Below are 21515 nucleotides of genomic sequence, written 5' to 3'. Positions count from 1 at the left end.
ATAAAAAATGGGAAAGACCATTGTTGAAAAAATTTTTGACGCTCATTTACGGGACGAGCCGTTTGAGGGAACATTCGTATTGAATTTGGACAGAGTTTTCTGCCACGAAGTCACCACGCCGATTGCCATTGCGGACTTGGAAACACGCAAAAAAGACCGAGTTTTCGATAACACGAAAATCAAAGCGGTTATCGACCACATCACTCCCGCAAAAGACACAAAAAGCGCAATTCAGGGCAAAATGCTTCGCGATTGGGCGCACAGACACAGCATAAAAGACTTTTTTGATATCGGCGAAAACGGTGTTTGCCACGCAATTTTTCCCGAAAAGGGATTTGTCGAGCCGGGCTTTACGATAATTATGGGCGATTCGCACACTTGCACGCACGGCGCGTTCGGCGCTTTTGCCTGCGGAGTGGGAACTACCGACCTCGAAGTCGGCATTCTTAAAGGCGTTTGCGCGTTCAGAAAACCCGAAACTATCCGCGTGAATATCAACGGAAAACTGCAAAAACACGTTTATTCAAAAGACGTTATCTTAACGATTATCAAGGAGTTAACGGTAAACGGAGCAACCGACAAAATCATAGAATTTCACGGCGAAGTTGTAAAAAACTTTTCTATGGACGACAGAATGACCCTCAGCAATATGGCGATTGAAGCAGGCGGAACAAGCGGTTTGTGTATGCCCGACGAAACAACGCTCGAATATTTGTGGGAATTTATAAAAGACAAATACAATAACGATAAAGCGGCGGCATTGGCGGAGTTCAAAAAATGGCATTCCGACAGCGATGCGACTTACGTGAGAACTTTGGAAATTGACGCGAGCAAAATCGTTCCCGTTTGCACGGTAAACTACAAACCCGACGACGTAAAACCGATTTCGGAACTGCCGAATTCGCCCGTTCATCAGATTTATATCGGCTCCTGCACAAACGGACGTATCGACGACTTGCGAATAGCCGCCGAAATTACAAAAGGCAAAAAATTGGCGTTCGGCGTGCGCGGAATAGTATCGCCTGCAACTCCGAAAATCTTCAAAGAGGCAATGAAAGAGGGTTTGCTCGAAATATTTATGGACGCGGGCTATTGCGTAACCAATCCCACTTGCGGCGCGTGTTTGGGAATGAGCAACGGCGTTTTGGCTCCGGGAGAAGTCGCGATTGCAACGACCAACAGAAACTTCAACGGTCGAATGGGTAAAGGCGGAATGGTTCATTTGGCAAGTCCTGCAAGCGCCGCCGCGGCTGGGATTACGGGGAAACTGACGGATCCGAGAAGTTTGTGATACCAAAATAAAAAGGGCGACTTTTGAAAGTCGCCCTTTATGAAAAAATTATACTCTACTATTATTCTGCCACATCAATAAACTCAATAATGTCAGCTGTGATTATGTGCCTTACTCTAAGAAATAATCCGAAAATGCTAGCTGTGTGGTTTTCGTGAGTAACATTTATCATTGCTTGGTTTGGTTGTAATACATATTGCTTTGATAAATTTTCTCTTGCTTGTCCGATTATTCCTCTGGGGGTGCGCATTCCGCCTATTCCTAAAACGTAAACACTTTGCCCTCTTGCCGCAACTCCTTGTTGCACATACCTAAACTCTCTTGTTCCATCCAACTTCACATTTGTTTGATGTAATCCCAATACACTGCTACCCGTATGAGCACCCGCACAGCCAATAGTAGCAAAAGCAACCAACGCCATTAATATGGCAATTCCCAACTTTCCCATAAAACCTCCTAAATAAAAAAAAGTTAAGGCAAAACCAGCGGGAAAAGGCTGTTCTGCCAATTCATATTCGCTAAAATGTAGAATGTGCCTATCGCTTTATTTGATTTACGTAGGACGACAGAACAACCACGAGGGTAGTTTTGTCCTACATAATATCCGAAACAAAATTAAATAACTAAGAAGGGCTGAGATAAAATCCGCGCCATTCTACATTTTAGCATTGGTAATATAATTTTTATTTTTAGCAAAATGGGAAATAATTTTGTTTTTTTTGTGTTTTGTGGAGAATTTAAGAACATCGCACATAATATCTTGCAAAATAGCGAGAATTTATCATTTTCGTCAAAAATATTTTTCGCAAATAGTATTTTCCTTCAAAAAAGGAGAAAAAAATGAACAACGCAAAATATTTTCTTGGTCTGGATATGGGCTCAACCACGGTAAAGTGCGCCGTTGTGGACAGAGACAGCGGCGAAGTCGTCTATAACGATTATAGGCGGCACGACTCGGCTGTTAAAGACGCGCTTTTAGGTATTATTAACGACATAAACGCAAAATTTGGCGACGACGTAAAGTTTTGCGCGGTTTTCACGGGCTCGCAAAGTTCGGGATTTGCCGCAAAACTCGGCGTCGCACACGTCCAAGAGGTGATTGCTGTGTCGATTGCCATAGCAAAATTTTATCCGCAAACCCTTACTTCCATAGAATTGGGCGGGCAGGACGCAAAAATCCTTTTCTTTTCGGCGGGCGACGAAACTGCTGTTTTGGATATGCGTATGAACGGAGTTTGCGCGGGCGGAACAGGCGCGTTTATCGACCAAATGGCTTCTCTCTTAAACGTAAACCCCGAAGATTTTAACGAATTGGCAAGCAAAGGCAAAAAGGTTTACGATATTTCGGGACGTTGCGGCGTTTTCGCAAAAACCGATATTCAGCCGCTTATAAATCAAGGCGTGGGGCGCGCGGATATTGCGCTCAGCTGTTTGCACGCGCTTGCAAAGCAGACAATCGGCGGTTTGGCGCAGGGAATGGAAATAAAATCCCCGATACTTTTTGCAGGCGGACCGTTTTTCTTTATTCCGAAACTCGTGGATGTTTTTTGCGAGCGCCTCGAAATAAAAAGCAAAGCCGACTACATAACCCCCGAAAACGCGCAAACCCTTATTGCCGTAGGCGCCGCGCTTTCGCTTGACACCGCGCTCGGAAATAAACGTCAAACCCCTATGCGGACGGATGAAATGCTCAAATTTCTCGAAGATAACGGCGTTCCTGATACGCAGTCGTCGTTCGGCAATAAAAAAGCGGAGCCGTTTTTTAAGTCGAAAACCGATTTTGCAGAGTTTAATAAACGCTATAAAACGGATGAATTTTCTCCCAAAACCTACGAAAAAGGCGAAAAAGTCTCCGTTTTTGTCGGAATTGACGCGGGCTCAACCACCACAAAATTTGTAGCAATCAACGAAAACAAAGAGGTAATTTACTCTTTTTACAAAAACAACCTCGGAAAACCTATCGACACTGCAAAAAACGGACTTTTGGAATTTGAAAATCACTACAAAAACCAAGGCGTAGAAATCGAAATAAAAGGTTTGGGCACAACGGGATACGGCGAAATTCTGTTTGCCAAAGCGTTTGGCGCGGATTTTCACATAGTCGAAACAATCGCCCACAAAACCGCCGCGGTTTTTTATGAGCCGAACGTAAGTTTTATCCTTGATTTGGGCGGGCAAGATATGAAAGCGATATTCATAAACGACGGAATTATCACAAATATTGCGCTAAACGAAGCGTGTTCGGCAGGCTGCGGAAGTTTTATCGAATCGTATTCAAAATCGCTGAACATTGCGCCGCAAGACATAGCAAAACTTGCGTTTGAAGCAAAAGACCCGTCCGTTTTGGGTTCGCGTTGCACCGTTTTTATGAACAGCTCGATAATCACCGAACAAAAAAGCGGAAAAACAGCAGGCGATATTTTAGCAGGGCTCTGCCGAAGCGTAATAGAAAACCTTTTTACGAAGGTAGTCCGCGTTCCCAACCCCGACGTTTTGGGCGAAAAAATAGTAGTTCAAGGCGGCACTTTCAAAAACGACGCAGTTCTTCGGGCATTTACGCAATACGTCGGCAAAGAAGTAATCCGCCCCCGTTTTTCAGGCGAAATGGGCGCGCTCGGCGTTGCGCTTTTGACTATGGAAGAGATGAGAAAAAAGTAATAGATAACATATTAACTAAACACTGCTTAGAACAGTGTTTAGTTTTTGGCGCAAACGAAACATATAAGACGGAAATCGGAGATTGAACGGTTTTCGCAATGAAAAATTAAGGGCGAGAGTAAAACTCCCGCCCAGTTTTTTATTTGTTTTGCGCGTTGTAATACTTTCCGAATTTTATATCTACGGATTTTATGTGCCTTACAATCCATTCTACAAGAGATTTGTTCAAATCCAATGTGAATTTTATTGAAGGTCCCTCTGCTTCAAAAGCATTCTTGATTTTTTTGTATTCGGCTATCAATAGCTCGTGTTGTTTTTTGTGCACGGCGTAATCGGGGTATCCGCTTTGAATTTGCAGATTTTCTTCGTCGTTAAAATGCTTAACGATATAATCACCCAGCAGGTTAATGGTTTTTAACGTCTCTTCGGTTGATACAGACTTTACGCCCATTGATGTAACAGCGTTTATCCTATCAATTAATTCTCTGTGTTGGTCATCAATTTTCTTGACGCCGACTTCCATATCTTTAGATAAAACTATCATAATTATTCTCCTTTCAGTTAGAATAATTGGGTTAAAAAATAACAAAAACAAGATTTTTGAAGATTTTTTGACAACAGCCTTACAACCCTGATAGCACGCTATGTTGTAAATAATATACTATTTGCCGCTTATGAGGTGGTGAAATAACGTATTTTTAAGAAAAATCGAGACAAAAAATTTTTTTAAGGAGCAAAAATGGAAAAAATCAAAATAGCGATAAGCAGTTGGGGAAATATAGGTAATGCAATATCACTTGTGCATAAAGAAGCGGCAAAACTTGCAGACTGCGATATGGAACTTGTAGGAATAATTCGCCGAAATCCCAAAGACAATGTGTTGGATGGCATAGCAGTGGCAGGAGACGTGCATAAATTGCCCGTAAAGCCCGATGTAATTCTCTGTACCGCACCAAGTCATTGCGTAATGGAAGATGTAGAAAAATACCTGAAACTCTCAATATCCACGGTCGATTGTTTTGATAATCATAAAGAAATAGTGAAATATCGCGAACATTTGGACGTTATTGCGAAAAAACACAAGGCGGTTTCAATAATCGGCTCGGGCTGGGACCCGGGTTTTGACTCTATTCAGCGCTCTTTGCTTGGGTTGGTTGTGCAAGGCGGCGAAACAATAACAACTTTCGGTCCGGGACGAAGTATGGGGCATACAACAGTTGTAAAGTCCATTCATAACGGGATAAAAGAGGCGGTTTCTCTGACTTTACCGGGTGCAAAACCGGGGCTTCAGAGGCGCGAGGTATATATCGAAAAAACACCTGCGCTCGAAGCCGAAGCCGTTCGTGAAAGTATAACTCGCGATATTTTGGCGCACGATTATTTCAAAAACGACGACAGCCACGTGTTTTTTGTTGACAGCATATTTTCGCACGATACACGCAGGCACGGCGGCATAATAACGCGCGAAGACGCTAACGCCAAAGCGCAGGTAAATCTTGTAGGCGACAATTCAATAATGACGGCAACTGCGATGTATAATTGCGCCCGTGCGGCAGGACGCGCAAAAGAAAGCGGCGACTTCGGCTGTCGGACGCTCGTAGAAATTCCGCCGATAGATTTCATAAAAGGCGATAGTACGGCAGAGAGATTATCGAGAATTAAGTATTAAATTATTGTGTTTTTTCAAAAAAATTTCAGAAAAACACCTACCTTATATAAAGAGGATAAGGGGGGAATACTCTTTCTCGCAGTATTGAGGTGTTGAGGTAGCGTTAATGTTTTGCTAAACTTGCTATTCTTTCCAAAAAAAACGAGGGGGATTGTTTTTTGTTTGTTATGCGCCAACAAAGCACATTTCCAAAAAGCACTATGCTCCAAAATCCGAATAAAAGGAACATAAGCATTGGCAAAAACGCAAGCGAGCCGTAAAAAAGCGACCATTTTGCGAGCATATTTGCCTGTAAAAACACCATTGCTCCTCCGAAAAGCATTAAGGCTACAAACGTGAAAACAGCAGAAATAGCGGCGGGAAGCCATCTTTCTTTTGTTTTTTCGCGCGCGGCTTGCCAAAAGCTTTTTTGAGGCAAATAAGGCATATAACAATATAAAAGCCACAATGCAAACAATATCATAACAGGTAAAACGAGAAGAAATCCCAAATTTACAAGTAATCCGCCGAAAGTTCCAAACGGCAGGTGTTGAGTCAAAATAGTTTCTAAAATATCACGCATAACACGCAAAAACACGCTGAAAATGCCTATTCCGCCGGCAAACAAAAGCAAAAACGGAATAAAAATAACAGCTTTTTGTCCGTAATTGCGGGTTTCGTTTACCCCCCAAACAATATTCATATTTGTTTCTACTGCGTCTATTGCCGATAAAAATGTAAAAAGCAGTGCAAAACCGCCTATAATTCCCAGCGAGCCTAAGGGGATATCCTGCGCCTGAAGCAGAAACGGCATAACATTTTCCAAAATTACGTTGGTTAATGTATTTAATTCAATGTCGCTGTCGGGAATAAACATACTCAAAGTTTTGTTTATGTACGGCGTAATTTTTTCGAGCATTTCAGGCAAAAGGCGCGGCAAATGGTTTATAAAAAGGTCGCCCACGCCAAGCGATAAACTTATTGAAGTCAGTAAAATTAAAAACGGAATTGACGCCATAAGCAGTATATACGAAAGCGCGGTAGCGCGCATTGTACAATGTTCAAGCAAAAACACCCTTACGCTGTCGTAAATAATCCTTACAAGCGACGGACGTTTGCTTACCCAAACATCTATGGTTTCTAATGAGAAATCGATTTTTTTATTTGGTTTTGCGTTTTTTTTCATTAACATTTCCTTTTATTTCTTCTTTTCCATTTCTAATAGCCGCTCCACATATCTGTCATAATCACTCATAAAAATATTATCTTGCACTATTCGATATTTCTCAAATTCGCTTTCTGCGTGATTTTTTGCTATTTCTGCCGAAATACTTCCTGCGTTTGCTCTATCATAAATAAGTTCTGCCGCTGTTTGTTTATGTGTTGCATAATGCAATTTATTTTGAACGATTGCAAAAAATTCTTTAGTGGTTTTAGCGCTTATGTCGTAATCAAGCGCGGTTGCATGTCGGAAATTTAGTTAACTCAAAAAGAATTTCCGATTATTTCAAGAGCGAGAAAGTAAATATAAACGTTGAAACGGTGGACAATTACATAAAAACGCTCGAAACCGCATACATTGTTTACAGAGTTTCCAGATTTGACGTTTGCGGAAAAGAATTATTGAAAATAAACGAAAAGTTTTATCTCGCCGACCATTCATTTATGTTTATTCGCTATGGATTTCAAAGCAAATACATTGGAAATATTTTGGAAAACCTTGTGTTTTTGGAACTGAAACGCCGCGGATATTCGGTTTATGTAGGCAAAATAGGCGATTTGGAAATAGATTTCGTCGCTCAAAAAGACGGAGATACAAATTATATTCAAGTTTGCTTAAAAATGGAACTCGAAAGCACTCAAAGCAGAGAATTTGCTTCTTTGGAAAACATTAACGATAATTTTCCAAAATTCATTATTACAACCGAACCGTTTGCGCAAGGAAATGTAAACGGAATAAAAATTTTGCAGTTAGGCGATTTTTTGAATAATGGGATTTAATGCGAAAAGAGACAAGGCGTAGCGCCTTGTCTCTGTGGGAAATGTCGAATTTTGAAAAACTAATCCTGAAATTCCGGGAACATATCCACGTCTTTGGTTACCTTGAAATTGTCTCCGCCGCCGCCGTATCTGACGCTGTAATCCTCGTTATGCCAGCCGTTAAACGCAAATCCGCTTTTTGTCGGAGTCGGCAAGGTTATTTCTGTTCCGCTCGGTACTGTTACCGGTTGGCAATCCGAACACGATATTTCTGCGGTTGCAAAGTAAACCGTGTGATTGGGCACGCTTGTTCCGCCACCGCCGCCGCTTGAGCAGGCGAATGTTGCCAAAAGGCAAAATGCCCCTGTTAATATTGTTAAATTTTTCATCGGTCTTTTCCTTTCATTCGTTTTTAAGGAGACGCGAGCATCGCGTCTCTACAATTTATCTTATCTTCTTACGCCGATTTTGGCGGTGTACATATAAATTTTGCCGCTTTCGCTTATTGCTTCGGCAACTACCAAATATGAACCGTTGGCGACGTATCGTCCTGCTGTGTTTCTCAAATTCCAAGTCAATCCGCCGTCAAACACAAGGTTGCCCAAATTATCATAAATCATAATTCTGATCTCCGACGGCTCGGGTGTAATTACCTCAAATGTTATCGGGCGGGACACTATCGCATCTTCGAGAACTATGCCGCCGAATTGCGACCTTTCGATTCTTTGTGCTTCTTCGCAATTCGATAATCTGGGGATTAAGCGCACAAGATTTCCCGAATTTCCGCAGGTATTACAAGTTCTCGCGCTCGTTATCATTCCCTCAACGGTGCAAGTTGCCGCAGAAAGAAGATTCCAAGAGGTATTCCAATCGCTCCAATCGTGTCCGAGGCAGACGGCGTAGAAATCAGGTATTCCATAGAACGCATCGGCAACAAAAGGTATTGCCGAATTATTTGCTGCGATTTCTCTGTTTTGCGAATGGTCGAATACTCTGAATTGTATGCTCTCGCCGCCCTCGCCGTAAACCATTAAGAATGCGACGTATCTGTTCAAGCTCGGAACGAATTGCAAAAACGCAGAGCCGCGAACTTCATTTCCGCTGAATGCGCCGATTTCAATTTTGTCGCTGCGCGCTTCAACGCCTGTGTTCGCCACAACTGCCGTTATTGTCATAGTGCTTGCAAAACGGCGCGGGTCTGTTGTCCAGCGCGGCTCAACGGACGAGGATCTCGACGTTCTCGCTGTTATTTGCGATGCCTGAGACGGATAAACAAATGTTTGCGGCGCTGCGTTATTTGAGAAATACATATAACCCTGCCCTGCTTGCATAAATTCCAGCGTTCCGACCCAGCCGCTCGCTCCTACATACATAGAAAAGCCCGTTTGGCTCTTGATAATATCGCCGATTTGTGCGTTAAGCCCTGCAAGCGCGTTGTTTACAGGCAGAGAAAACGACGGAATATACGAAATCCAGTTCCAGCCGTCGTCAACGCTGATCTGTGTTGCCGCAGGATTGGCGGGCGTTCCCGTAAGAGCCAAGGCGTGATTGCGAACAACATTGACTTGATACATACTTTTCTCGGAGATATTGCTCAAAGTGCCTATCCAGTTGCTTGCGCCTTGTTGAACAAAACTGCTCTGACCTTTAATCAACACACCTGCCGTTGAAAGCGACGATTGCATTTGCGCAAAGATTGTCGGGTTGCTGTTCAGAACATTCGCCGAAATCCAGTTCCAGCCGCTTTGCAAGTTAATAATCTGCTGCGAAACGTTTGCCGCGTCGAATATCACAGGCGACACCACCGAGCCGATAACAGTCAAAGGCGCAAAACGAATATTCGGCACGGAGGTCTCCATTTGCGGGAAAATCCGTCCCGTTGCAGCGTCCCAAAGTTTGAACGTAAGCGCTTGTCCGTTGTGTTGCGCATTGCCGTAAATCGTGAAGAATACAAACCATGCGTTCATCTCTTCCACAAAGACGGGCGAGCCGATACCGACGCATTGTTCGCCGATAAACGCCGCCAAAATATCTTGTGAATTTTCGCGGAACACTCCGTCAATTTTTATTTGTCCCAAAATATTCATCGAAGAAGTGAAATCGTTCGGATTTACAATCCAGTCGGGACGTTCCCCTGTAATTTGCAGTTGCACTGGCAGCATTTCGACAATTCCGTTTCCGCTCGAAAGCCCTATAGCGGTTTCATAGTTGCCGATGTTTATGCCCGCGCGGGTGGTGAATGTCAAATCCCTGCTTGCCAATGGTTGCAAATTGCCCGCGCTTGCATTTACCGTAAGCCACGACGGAAGATTTTCTATCGCAAACGAAGTTCCCACGCCGCCGACATTTGTTATACGCGCCGTAAACGTGCGGGTTTCGCCCTCTTCCATAATTATACTCACGGGATCGCTTTCCCAAAGCAGCGCATTGCGACGAACAAAAGCAGTCCAGTTTTCGGTTGCACTCGGATTATTGTGCATATCGCGAACGTTTGTCGCCGAAATATTAAGCACTGCGCCCTCTACTCTGTGGAAGTATGCAGGGTCAATCGTAAGCACAATTTTGTTGTTAGACGAAACAAAGTCGAACGGCACATTTTGCGTAGGACGAATATCCGTTATGGGCGCTCCCGTTTGAGCAAATACAGCCGCGCCGCCCGCCAAAGTAGCGCCTGTTATGTCTGCCATATTTACGCGGGTTTCGGTAATTGTCGCAGGAACAACAAGCGTGCCGTTTGCATTGCGAGCAAAATCTTCAAACGGATAATACGCCAAAAGCCCTGCTTCGCTTCCCGAAAGCGCGTTGTTTTTGTTTAGCATTACGCCCTCGCGGGTAAGCGCGCTGTTCCATATCCGAATTTCGTCGAAAGTTCCCGTAAACCAATTGTCGAAAGTGTTATTTTCTGCCGAGACACGCTGCGCCCCAAAGAAGAAATGCGACGAGCCAAACGAGCCCAAAGCCGTTTCGGCAAAAGTTGCAGTATTTTCACCGTTAATAAACACATTCACGTTTCCGCCGCGCCGCACCGTCATAGCAAAATGCGTCCATTGCGTATTCATAAGATTTTGCGTGCTAAGCGAACGAATGGCGACAGGCATATCCTGTTCGTTCTTTTCGCCGCCAAAAAGCGTGAGCCCGCCCGCAGAATTTACTGCCACAAACCCGTTAGCCCCGCTCAAAAGAACAGCGTTGTTTTGGTTTGCGTTATTTTCACTTCTAAACCAAAATTCCACCGTAAAATCGCTGAATGCGTCGAGCGGATAAGTGTAAGTCGGTATGGAAATATAGGCGTTTTGCCCCGTTGTCATACCGCGCCCGAGCGGATAAAGATACCAATCGGTATTCACAAGCAAATTGCGTCCGCGAACTTTGTCTGTCGCAACAGCGCCGCGCCCCTCGTCAAGCGCCCAATAACCCGTAAGCCCGCGCTCGCGCCCTGTTTTTGCAATGTTGAAATCCGCCGCAATATCTGCTCCCGTGCGGTTAATTCCATAAAAATGCAAATGAGCCACCGCACCTCTAAACCCATCGCTTCCCGCCGAATTATTGCCCACAATGAGCCGCCCCTGAGTTTCGGGAGCAATATCCAGAGGTCTGTTGTTTATTACAGGATTAGAAGCCAAATATACCGTAGCGCTGTTGGTTTGACGATTGTAAGACATTGCAATATGCTGCCAAGAGCCGTTATTCGGCACTGCGTTTACAGAAGTATAACTTTCGTTTCCAATCCTCAAAACAAGCAGATTTTGCTCGTTAAATCCAAGCGAAATAAAGTTATCTGCCGCACCAAACGCAAAGAGCGTTCCCGCAGTCCCTGCCTCGCGCATAACCCGCGTCTCAACAGAAAACGACCCGTCGGCAAAAATCGGAACTTCCGTTCGCGCCGATTGATTCCCCGTAAACGCAAGTCCCACGTTCGGAAACGCAATTTCTTGTTCGTTAAGCACCCCCGAAATCCTGAAATTATCACGTGTGAGCAGCCCGCTTTGAATATCCTCGTTAAAAGTAATGGAAATTTCATCGCCAATACTCAAAATCCCGTTTGCAGGCGACGGAAGCCCCAACGATCTGGGCGGCAAAACGTCCTTGCTTACGCGGATTTCTTCGCTTGAAGTCGTAATCTCCTCGCTGCCTATTCGACTAACCGTAAGCGCGCGGAAGTAATACGCCCCGTCTCGCGGCAAAGTTCCCGTAAAGTCCCAATTATGGGCTATAGAATGCCCGTCAATCGGAAGCCGCCCCGAACCAAGCGCAAACAATTCTTCATCATTCACATATTCTTGAATGGTAGTCCATTGCTCGTCGGTTGCATTGCGCATTTGCAAGCGAATTAGCCCGAAGTTGCGGAAAGTGCGGTCATATTCCGAAATAGTGAAGCGAATACTGCCGTTTCCTGCCGTGTCAAGCGAGGCGTGGTTGATGATAGTCGAGTTTGCCGCGAGGGTGATAGGAGAAGAGCCCGGCAAGAAGAACGCGCTAAAATGCACTGTATCAGCAATACGACTATCGCAAATTGACCTTAAAACAAGGCGAACGTAATCGTAATCCAAAATATCGGTTGCCTCTTGACGAACGCGCACAGATTTGGTAAGTTCTCCGTCTCGACCAAACGGAACATTAAAACGTCGCGGAGTGGTTAAAGGCGTTCCATCAATGCTTATAATTAGACCATCAGGATTTGTTGTTTCATCCACCTCAAGTTGATATGTAATTGTCCTATTTACAGCGCTCCAATTTTGCAACGCAAGATTAAATGATGCTTCACGTCCACTTGCAACATTTGCAAGCGTTGCTGTGTCCCCTCCGTTGATGTAGAGAACGGGATTTTCTACTTGGAATGTTCCGTGGTGAAGAATATGCCCCGGACGATAAAACCGTGTTTTTACCTCTGATTCGTGTGGGCAAGAAGTTTGCCCAGCACGTAATCTAAATACATACCCGAAAAGGTTTGACGGATTCCATCTAAACACATCTATTGTATCACGAATTTCTTCGTCCCAAATCCGAATAGAATCTATCTCGCCAAGAACAGGACGAGCGACATCCACAGACAAAGCATCGTTAATCCCTGTTGTTGCGAGAGTAAATCCAAAAACGAGATTATTAGTTCCCGTTGTATCGTGCAAATTGTATCGAGTGCTGCTTGCTCCAAAAGTGCGGTTCATAGTCATTCCGGTACCATTTACCCTGACACCACAAGTTATACTTCCTCTTGCTTCAATCATATTGATTTCGTGTCCTTGACGAGTTTGACTTAGCGATACAGAAGTAGATTCTGAAATTCTCGCACCCGAATCAAAAGAACGATTACTTATTTCTGCATTACTGTTAAACACGTATGCCTGATGTTGCTCGCTTTCTCTAATGGTATTTTGCCACATTTCAATCCAACGACCAAATTCAAGAAAGTGGTCAAACTGTTCCTCTTTTTCAAGGTCGGGATTAAACAAAGTAGTAACCGTTCCGTCTGTTCCGAAATCAGGGTCGCTTTTTTCCAACGTTGTAAAAGATTGCGACCTTCCTCTTATTGAATCGGGCAATTGTGAATCTATGTTCGGGCACCAAGCATTAGGAATAACATCTACGACCCTTATCAAGTCATTCCGAAGTTTTTCGAGATTGGGTATCAAATGCCCTAAAATGTAGTGTTGCGAATATGAAAAAGTTGTTCCAAATTCAAGCCCAACAGATGTCATTTCTCTTGAATAAAGATAAAAACCATCTGCCGATACTCCTTCAAGTCCGCGTTCAGACACCAAGTTGCGAGGCGTTAAAGCCAAGTGGCGCGCTTTACCAAATGTCCAATTTGTGCTTGTGCCAACAAATAAATTTCCCTGTGTGCCGACAAGTCCTGGGTCAGAGTTAGGATTGGTTTGTATTCGTGAGTTAAAAGTTGTTGTTCTAACATTGCGGCGCCCAACTATCGTTTGGTTTTGGGTTGCTACAGTAGCAGCAAAATCATTCTGCACATCAACAGTCGTTTTTTTCCAAATAAATGCCCCTTTTCCTACTTCTAATTTATATCCGATATGCGTTGTCGCTGTAGTAGAATTGTTGTCGCTACTTTTGGTTCTTACTGTGCTTTCTACAGTCATAGAGCTTCCTGCCTCAACAAATGCCGAGCTGCTTGAACCGGGTGGATTAAACAACACAAAATCTAAAACATCAGGACCTTGCGTGACAAAATTATTCCCGTCAACAGGCACTTGTCCGAACAAAAACGCTTTAAGTTCCCAGCCGTTTTCACGTGGAAATCTTACTCCGTTATGCCAAACACCTACATTTGCCGAAAGCAAATTGTCTCCTGCCAAATTCGGGAAACCCGCTTGAAAAACATAAATTGCTCGACCGTCCGAATTTAATACCAATTCGTGAGGAATTTCGATAAGATTTTCATTTGCATCTATTGCATCGGCAAGCGCAAATGCTAACTCGCTTTCCGTGGTATCAATAATAACTCCCATCCTCGACAATCCATTATTTATATCCACCCTCGCTCCCGCAAGCGGAACTCTGTCAATTGCGTTGTTGTTTGCAGGATTTCTATATTCCTCAAACGCAGAAATCTCCCAAGTGTAAATACCCGTTTCTTGACTAAACACAGGGAAACCAAGCGCATAAGAAATATTTCCCTCTCCATTAACCGAATGAAGTGGAATATCACGAGAATTCGCCTCATTAACAAAATCCTCATGCCTGAAAATCCTATCTCCAAACGCTCCCGACAACGGCGCAAAATCAGGAACGGTAGTAGTTATGTCTCGAACATTTACCGTCGGAGTGTTAAACCGCGTTGCTCTAAGCGTTGCGTGATACTCAAACGCAATTACACTATCCCGCGAAACACGATATTCACCTGCTTCCAAAGAATTTACGTCCATATCAATAATTGTTGCTCCGTGGACAGTAAAATTAGTTATTGTGTCAAATTCAGCCGTGCTTATATTTATTACTTCAAACGGCACAGGCGGTAAGTTTGCAACAAATTCGCCTGTTGTCGGGTTGGTCGTTATTCTTACAACACGTCCGTTGCTTTCAAAAGTCACATTGCTTTGTCTGCTGCTTATACCTTGCGTAAAGGTAGTATCTCCAAGAGGTGTTTGATTTCTGTTTCTCAAACTCCATCTGTCGTTCCTTGTGCGCAAAACAATTTCTGCCGCACCGATATTCGCTCGGCTGTCTCCGAAATCTTTGTCCGTTTCAATCTGCCCGCCGACAACACGTCCGACAAGGCGAACGGTGGTAGTGTCAATGAAATCGGGAAGCGTTAAACCTGCTTGGAAAAGATGTCTTTCAAGCGGATTTGTTGGGAAACGTCCACTGTGCATAAACTCGTGTCCTTGCTTGGAAACAGTAATGAAATGTTGCCCAATGGGCACATCTACCGTAAATCTTCCCTCGCTATCGGTCAAAATCGGGCGGCTGTCGGCATTAACGGCAATTTGTCCGCTGATGTAAACGTTTGCGCCAACGACAGGATAATTAGAATTTCTGAAAAGCACTCTTCCGCTGACAGGAAAAGAGGAAATATTTACGAAATCCGTTCCGTTGTGGACAGAAGAGGCGTGGGAGATGAAGCGAACTTGCTGTTGCGGATTAAATACGTGCATATTTCCAAGCGAGTCGCTAAACGACGGAACTATTATATAACTTGTTCCCTCGCCTTGATATGGAATTCCTCTTATCATATAATTACCAACGCTGTCGGTAATTCCTTTCATAGCCAACTGCGAAGAATCAGGAACATTTACAGCAAACCTAAGCATATTTCTTGTGGCGTGGTTATTATTAAACACTGTTCCAACGCGGCTAATATCAAACGCGTGATTGCGTAATCCACAGTTAAATGGCCAATAACCTATAAGTCCGCTTTCATTACCGAGTAAATAACGGTTAAAGTCGCGCCTAATTTCTGCTGTTGGCAATGCTCTGTTCCAAAAACGCACCTCGTCGATATACCCAATAAAACTTTGCCCTAAACTTATTCCGCGATTACTATTCACAACGAATATGGCTTCTAAATTTTCAGGAATATGCTCAGTGGTAAAAGTCGTAGTGTTATCATCATTCCAGTCGCGAGCAACTGTATAAATCCGCATATCATTGTCATTCCTTGTGATAGTGATATGCGAAAATTCATTGGCAGAAATAGTTGCGGAACGAGCTGTTATTGCTGTATTAAAACCTGTATAAATCTGAAACAGATTATCTCCGACATTTACCAAACGGATTGGTTGCTCGCCAATATTGCCGATAATTGTGTCTCCCGTATTTAGCACACTCGGATTTATCCAAAACTGTAAAGTCCATTGCCTTTGTGTTTGCATCCAAATATCATTAAATTGGTTTGACACCCATTCAAATCTGTTGGCGGCTGTTCCGTCCGAATGCAAGGAACGGCGATGGTCTGTTTCGCCTGCCAAAGTATTTCGACGAACTCGAATTTGTGTCTCTGCAACCGGTTGCCCGTTGCCAAATGTCACACGTCCCGAAATCGTTCCTGCTGCTTGTATAAAACCAATATCATAAACGTTATCTGCTGCGCAGGACTCAACAAGTTCTATGCGATATTCATAGAAAATACCAACTTCGGCATTGTCGTCAAACCAACTATTTACAGTTGTGCGACTCGTTATAGTTGCCAAAACAACCCAAGGTCCTGCGGGAACAGCAATAATACTATCCGCTCCTTTTCGCACTTCATTAGCCGCTACACGACGAGATATTCTGTAAACGACATCCGTGTTATTGTGCCCCTGAACAGACCATTCTAACTGCACTCTGTTAGCAAATTCGCCTTTAGAAGCCCTTAAATTGCCTCCTACAAATCTTAATAAATCTTGTGGGTGCGCTATGCCGGAGATTCCCGAATGAATATTGGAACTTTCAAAGAAATTAAAACGCACTCTGTATTCAAATCGAGAGCAAGGAGGGAGAGACGAATGCGTAAGAACATACGGTGTTGCTCTGCCATCAAAACTACCGCTGCCATTTGGCATATCGCCCCAATTACCCCAAGTTTCCCAAGAAGCATTTGCGTCTGCTCTTGTGCTCATCCGATATTCTATTTGGAAAGCGCCTGTATAACCGCTATGCGCCTCAAAAGAAATTTCGATGGTATTGGGATTTATCCCACTCTTTGCATTAACCGAAATGTTGTGCGCTGGAGCAGTTCTTATTGTTCTTCTATGGGAACCATGTTCCCTGATAACTGGTGCAGTAGTCCAAATAGAATTTGCGGTGCTTGAAGGTATCGAAGCAAATGTTTCGTTAGGCACTCCCGAACATTGATAAAGCACTGCATATTCAAAATTATTGTTGAAAGTAGTTGTTCTATCTACAAAGTTTTGCACTACACCATCTCTACCGACTGGAATACCAGGATAATTTAGTCGCACCTAATTACCTGCATTATTAGTTCTGCGATAAACCCAAAAATGTCCGCCTCGTGTGTTTGGATTTTCCGTTGTCCAAGAAACAGTCACTTCCCCACCATTTCTTGGGAACTGATTAAGCTCCAAGGTTATTGGGGCTCTTGTTTCAGGAATTCGTTGCCACCTAGCCCAAAAAGTTAAAGTTCTTGTATTGGCAGTAGGAGTTATTTGAGTTATGCGATTTCCCGATAAACCGCTATTGTCGTGCCAACCATAGAATATGTAGCCATTTCTATTTGGTGTTGGAAGAGTGAACACACCATCTCTTCTTGTTCGAGTTGTATTGCTTACGCCAGATCCGCCGTTTAGATTAAAATTAAAAGTGTATTGCGACCATCTTGCGTGAAGACCTACGTTGCCTTCTACATAACGTAAAGTTCCGTTGCCATTATAGTCAAAAACTCTCTGACCGTTATCATCACGAAACCACCCCTCAAAAGACCAACCACTCCTTGTAGGTGCGCCAGGATTAGTCAAATGTTCACGATTCCAAACTTCTCTTACATTGAATGCAGAGCCGCCATTAGAATTAAAATGGACAGTATGTAATGGTGTAAATCTGATTATTACGCGACCACTTCCGCCGCCAGAGCCTGGGTCGTAACGAGGAGTGCCACCACGACCACCAGCACCAAAATCATAGTGGCCATATCCTCCATATCCCAACGTTGAGTTACTACTTCCTTCGCGCCCATTTCTGCCATCTTCTCCATTAGTGGTAACTGTTAATTGGTCTGTGTTTGGCAGTGCCCCTCCGGTTATTCTACGTCCTCCACCGGAACCGCCGAGCCGGTCACGATCATGTCCGTGCCCACCTTGACCGCCGTCGGCGTAAATTCTTCTACCGTCAATTGTTATTGCCGAATGTCCACCAGTATGACCATTATGACCAGTACGGTTAGAGTTTGTCCTATTTCGTGCACCGCCACCACCGCCATAACCTACACGAATATCTCTAAGTTCAGTAGAGTTTTGCCTTGTAGTTATTGTTGCATTAACAAGTGCCCCGCTACCGCCGCCGCCACCTCTTCCATCTCTATTTGTTCCAAGCCAATTATCAGGGGCATCTGATCCTTGACCGCCACCGCCGCCACCTATTAGGCGAATATCAATGCGACCAGGACCAGTAAAAGTTCGTCGGCGCTCACCACCGTGATTGCCATGTTCTTCATTGCCAACTTGTGTAAACGTGTAAATTCTTGTAGCCGTTCCTGCACTCCAAACACTCCCCACTCCAGCAAGAACCAACATTGTCGCCAATACCACAATAGATTTGAATTTGCCCATAGAGCAACCCTCCCATAAAATATGTTTACGAACAGCAACAAAAAGGCTGTTCTGCCAATAATCATAGTTTACCACAACATAGGATTACAATTCAACGTATTTTTAACTAAAAACAGTTTGATGATGCAGAACAACCCGTGGGTTGGTTCTTATCAAACCATTATATAATTTTTTACAAGAACTGCGAGGAGATTTTCCTGCAATCCTATGTTGTGGTGGTAAGAATATACGTTATGCGTATAATCAAGCGGGAGGAAAATTTGGAATAGGGGAAATTTGCGGTGGAAAGTGTGAAAAAAGGCGCAGAGAGGTTGTCGGAAAGAAAGAGAGAAAATAGCAATGCGTGTTATCTGAAAAACTCAAATATTTGCCTATGATACTCCAGCAAAATTCCGACAAAAAGAGATACTATAGAAGCAATAACGAGCGGAAGACCTTTTCGTATATAGTAAAAAGCGTTTATTGCTAAAACGTTGCCCATGTTATTCATTTGATATTCGTGCCATTCTCTGTGTGCAATATATGCTTTTATGTAACAACTTGCAATTTCTTTGTCTTCCATATAATCATTTCCTATTTTATAATCTCTACAGCGAGCGTCAAACAACAATTTTTCAGCATTACTCTTTTTTCGCATATATTCTTTAATGTAATCTCCGTTTGAAATAAGCCCTAATGCTATTTTGTGATTTTTGACAAAAAAAGTAAGATAGCCGATTTGGCTTTTTTAATTGTGTGTTTCATAAATTTAAGTTTTACCTGTAAATTGACGGCATAAATTTAAGTATATTACGCATGCTGTTCGTCCTTTCCAAGAAAGGACTACCTTGAGGTGGTGCAATGCTGCTTATGGGCGTTAAAATCGGAGCGACAAAGGCTCTATCCGGCAAAAACTCGCCGTCTATTTCGGAACAATCCAACTCCATAAGATTTTCAAGCAACATACTCATTGTTAAAACCACCTTAGATACTATTGACAATTTCAGTTAAATATAACTTTCTCGCTTTAAAATACTTTATTGTTATACGGAAAAACGAATTTTTTTAATTTTTGCGGTTTTTATGGAATTTTCCTGCAATCCTATGTTGTGGTAGTGAGAATATACGTTATGCGTATAATCAAGTGGGGGGAAATTGCGGAATTGTGGAAATTTGCGGTGGAAAATTGCAAACATAGGCGCAAAGATTATCTTTGCGCCTATGTTGATTAGCCAAATTATCGATTCACCCCAACCCTTGACGAATAGAGGAAAAATCTTCCGCTTTGTCCTCGCGCCTCGACGAGAATAAGATATGTGCCGCTTGTAACAAGTCGTCCTGCTTGGTTTCGCAAATTCCAAGTAAATGTATCGGTATTTATACCGTTTGTTTCAAATACGGTGTTGCCTAAATTGTCCAAAATTCGCAAGGTTATTGTTGCCGATTCGGGTGTGCGAACAAAGATTACCGCAGAATCGGAGACGGGGTTTTCTTCGAGGATAATGCCGTATTGACGGGTTTCCGTTTCGCGGGGGCGGATTGAGCTTGGGTTGCAAATGTTGCAGTTAATGTCGTTGCAAGGTCTCAAAGAACAATCATGCGGAATTCGCAAACTCGGAAAACCGTCATTTACCCAAGAATCTTTCATTTCCCAAATATTCTCAAAATCCCAATCTACAAACGTACTTTGCTGCCTCATTTCTTCTTCGGTTTTTGTTGCGCTGCTTAACACGGCACCGGAATTAGTCCCTATAAGCGGAATAACAGGAAGATTAGTCCATACACCAACCCTAATTGATATTCTGCCTGAGGCGTAAGAATTAAGAACGCTGGAATTTACGGCATTTTGACCTACCAGCATGCCTTCAATTTGTCTTACTCCGGATAAATTCAAATGAGATACCGAATAACTATTTTGAATAGTCGCATTAGATTCGTTGCGTCCCACCAAACCGCCTATTCCCGCCGTAGAACGAAATCCTATTATTTCCCCCGTAAAATAACTATTATTAATTAAAGCCGAAACCCCCGAATTTCTTCCGACTAAGCCGCCGACATGCGAATTTGCTTCCGGACTTTCAGAGTGTCCGCTCACTTGCCAAGCAAAATAACTTCTTTCGATGACTCCTCCAACATTCCAACCTACCAGTCCACCGACATCTTGCCTTCCTTGCACGGTTGCAATAACACGAGAATTGATAATCCGTCCGTTTTGATTTCTTCCGACTAATCCACCGACGGAATTTCCGCTTCCTGATATATCAATAACTCCTTCTATAATTCCATCTGTGCTTAGCCCGAAAAGAGAAGTGTTTTCAATAGTTCCTCCGTGATTTCTTCCGACTAAGCCGCCGACATCGCTACCTCCCCTAATCCGAACTTCCGCAAGAATAAGGTTTTTTATAGTTCCTCTCAATACTCCGAATAATCCTTGAAAATTACCTGTGTTATTATTAGCAGTGTGCAACCCTATGATAGATTTGCCATTACCGTCAAATGTTCCCCTGAAATGATGATTTTGATTGTCGTTTTCCCATACTCCAATAGGCAAGTTCCAAGCAGCGCTACTAATATCAATGTCATTAGCAAGCGTAATTGTCTGCCCGTTAAAACTTTGTCCCATATTACTGACGCGTATAGCCAACTCTCTCAATTGTGTCTCTGTTGTTATTGTAATATTAGTTGCGCTCCAATCAATTGCTTGCCCAAAAACCGAAACCGTCAAAATTGCAAAAAGCATCGTTGTTAACTTGAATTTTTTGTTTGTATTCATAATATAAACTCCTTAATTTAAATATTTTCCCATTAAACTTTATCATAAAAATACATTGTTTCGTGAGTCCAAAACACAGAAAAATAAAAAAAGGTGAAATTCCGCAGAATTTCACCTTAAACATTGGTGGAGAATACAGGACTCGAACCTGCCACCTCCTGCGTGCAAGGCAGGCGCTCTACCAGATGAGCTAATTCCCCGAAAAATATTTTCAGTGGTGGGCTTGACAAGAGTTGAACTTGTGACCCCCGCCTTATCAGAGCGGTGCTCTAACCAACTGAGCTACAAGCCCCAATATTTTTTTAGGTTCTTATGTAAGATTATGATGTATGCGAGTCGGTAAAAATTGGTTATATATATCTTAGTTCGTGAACGAACTGATATAAGATTCTCCAGAAAGGAGGTGATCCAGCTGCAACTTCCGATACAGCTACCTTGTTACGACTTAGCCCCAATTATCAGCTT

The 21515-nt window shown here is 43.2% G+C and carries 13 protein-coding genes, 2 tRNA genes, 1 rRNA gene and 1 pseudogene; 4 read left to right on the top strand and 13 right to left on the bottom strand.

The window, feature by feature from the left end:
• The first annotated feature begins 7 nt into the window (after positions 1-7).
• A complete protein-coding gene (locus FWE23_09155) occupies positions 8-1291 on the top strand; it encodes a 3-isopropylmalate dehydratase large subunit (GenBank protein ID MCL2845595.1) in 1284 nt (427 codons plus the stop codon).
• Positions 1292-1352: 61 nt separating this feature from the next.
• Here the strand turns inward: FWE23_09155 and FWE23_09150 are convergent, their stop codons facing one another.
• The gene (locus FWE23_09150; protein ID MCL2845594.1) at positions 1353-1739 is read right to left on the bottom strand and encodes a hypothetical protein; all 387 of its coding nucleotides are present in this window, start codon (positions 1737-1739) and stop codon (positions 1353-1355) included.
• A gap of 392 nt (positions 1740-2131) precedes the next feature.
• Here FWE23_09150 and FWE23_09145 point away from each other — a divergent pair, with 392 nt between their 5' ends.
• On the top strand, positions 2132-3949 hold the full coding sequence (locus FWE23_09145) for an acyl-CoA dehydratase activase (protein ID MCL2845593.1): 1818 nt from the start codon (positions 2132-2134) through the stop codon (positions 3947-3949).
• A 139-nt stretch (positions 3950-4088) separates the two neighbouring features.
• On the opposite strand, the gene FWE23_09140 is transcribed toward FWE23_09145, so the two are convergent.
• Positions 4089-4493, bottom strand: a complete 405-nt coding sequence (locus FWE23_09140; GenBank protein MCL2845592.1) for a bacteriohemerythrin — start codon at positions 4491-4493, stop codon at positions 4089-4091.
• 195 nt (positions 4494-4688) lie between these two features.
• Between FWE23_09140 and FWE23_09135 the strand changes: the two genes are divergently transcribed.
• Positions 4689-5618 carry a diaminopimelate dehydrogenase gene (locus FWE23_09135; protein MCL2845591.1) on the top strand — a complete coding sequence of 310 codons (930 nt, stop codon included), beginning with the start codon at positions 4689-4691 and terminating at the stop codon, positions 5616-5618.
• Positions 5619-5721: 103 nt separating this feature from the next.
• On the opposite strand, the gene FWE23_09130 is transcribed toward FWE23_09135, so the two are convergent.
• Positions 5722-6783, bottom strand: coding sequence for a YihY/virulence factor BrkB family protein (locus FWE23_09130; GenBank protein MCL2845590.1), 1062 nt, complete (start codon positions 6781-6783; stop codon positions 5722-5724).
• Positions 6784-6795: 12 nt separating this feature from the next.
• Positions 6796-7065, bottom strand: a pseudogene (locus FWE23_09125) (virulence RhuM family protein).
• Positions 7066-7139: 74 nt separating this feature from the next.
• Between FWE23_09125 and FWE23_09120 the strand changes: the two are divergent.
• Positions 7140-7598, top strand: coding sequence for a DUF4143 domain-containing protein (locus tag FWE23_09120; protein MCL2845589.1), 459 nt, complete (start codon positions 7140-7142; stop codon positions 7596-7598).
• A gap of 59 nt (positions 7599-7657) precedes the next feature.
• Here the strand turns inward: FWE23_09120 and FWE23_09115 are convergent, their stop codons facing one another.
• The 9 genes from FWE23_09115 to FWE23_09075 form a co-directional block, all read right to left on the bottom strand.
• Positions 7658-7966, bottom strand: coding sequence for an InlB B-repeat-containing protein (locus FWE23_09115; protein ID MCL2845588.1), 309 nt, complete (start codon positions 7964-7966; stop codon positions 7658-7660).
• A gap of 60 nt (positions 7967-8026) precedes the next feature.
• The gene (locus tag FWE23_09110) at positions 8027-16975 is read right to left on the bottom strand and encodes a hypothetical protein (protein ID MCL2845587.1); all 8949 of its coding nucleotides are present in this window, start codon (positions 16973-16975) and stop codon (positions 8027-8029) included.
• Positions 16976-17677, bottom strand: a complete 702-nt coding sequence (locus FWE23_09105) for an InlB B-repeat-containing protein (GenBank protein ID MCL2845586.1) — start codon at positions 17675-17677, stop codon at positions 16976-16978.
• A 967-nt stretch (positions 17678-18644) separates the two neighbouring features.
• Entirely contained in the window at positions 18645-18860 is a 216-nt protein-coding gene (locus FWE23_09100) for a hypothetical protein (GenBank protein ID MCL2845585.1), read from the bottom strand.
• Between the two features lie 193 nt (positions 18861-19053).
• Entirely contained in the window at positions 19054-19248 is a 195-nt protein-coding gene (locus FWE23_09095; GenBank protein MCL2845584.1) for a hypothetical protein, read from the bottom strand.
• Between the two features lie 266 nt (positions 19249-19514).
• Complete coding sequence (locus tag FWE23_09090; GenBank protein MCL2845583.1) at positions 19515-21050, bottom strand: hypothetical protein; 1536 nt, start codon at positions 21048-21050, stop codon at positions 19515-19517.
• A 124-nt stretch (positions 21051-21174) separates the two neighbouring features.
• Positions 21175-21250, bottom strand: a tRNA-Ala gene (locus FWE23_09085).
• Between the two features lie 15 nt (positions 21251-21265).
• Positions 21266-21342: transfer RNA gene (locus FWE23_09080), tRNA-Ile, on the bottom strand.
• A gap of 104 nt (positions 21343-21446) precedes the next feature.
• Positions 21447-21515: ribosomal RNA gene (locus tag FWE23_09075) — 16S ribosomal RNA — on the bottom strand; the annotation flags it as partial.

The sequence above is a fragment of the Chitinivibrionia bacterium genome (assembly GCA_009779925.1).
Lineage (GTDB): Bacteria > Fibrobacterota > Chitinivibrionia > Chitinivibrionales > Chitinivibrionaceae > WRFX01.
This window is presented reverse-complemented; position numbering and strand designations above follow the sequence as displayed.

What these genes read in the sequence shown, in the direction of transcription:
- FWE23_09155 (MCL2845595.1), top strand. Translation starts at nt 8, where the DNA reads ATGGGAAAGACCATTGTTGAAAAAATTTTTGACGCTCATTTACGGGAC.
- FWE23_09150 (MCL2845594.1), bottom strand. Translation starts at nt 1,739, where the DNA reads ATGGGAAAGTTGGGAATTGCCATATTAATGGCGTTGGTTGCTTTTGCT.
- FWE23_09145 (MCL2845593.1), top strand. Translation starts at nt 2,132, where the DNA reads ATGAACAACGCAAAATATTTTCTTGGTCTGGATATGGGCTCAACCACG.
- FWE23_09140 (MCL2845592.1), bottom strand. Translation starts at nt 4,493, where the DNA reads ATGATAGTTTTATCTAAAGATATGGAAGTCGGCGTCAAGAAAATTGAT.
- FWE23_09135 (MCL2845591.1), top strand. Translation starts at nt 4,689, where the DNA reads ATGGAAAAAATCAAAATAGCGATAAGCAGTTGGGGAAATATAGGTAAT.
- FWE23_09130 (MCL2845590.1), bottom strand. Translation starts at nt 6,783, where the DNA reads ATGAAAAAAAACGCAAAACCAAATAAAAAAATCGATTTCTCATTAGAA.
- FWE23_09115 (MCL2845588.1), bottom strand. Translation starts at nt 7,966, where the DNA reads ATGAAAAATTTAACAATATTAACAGGGGCATTTTGCCTTTTGGCAACA.
- FWE23_09100 (MCL2845585.1), bottom strand. Translation starts at nt 18,860, where the DNA reads ATGGAAGACAAAGAAATTGCAAGTTGTTACATAAAAGCATATATTGCA.
- FWE23_09095 (MCL2845584.1), bottom strand. Translation starts at nt 19,248, where the DNA reads ATGAGTATGTTGCTTGAAAATCTTATGGAGTTGGATTGTTCCGAAATA.
- FWE23_09090 (MCL2845583.1), bottom strand. Translation starts at nt 21,050, where the DNA reads ATGAATACAAACAAAAAATTCAAGTTAACAACGATGCTTTTTGCAATT.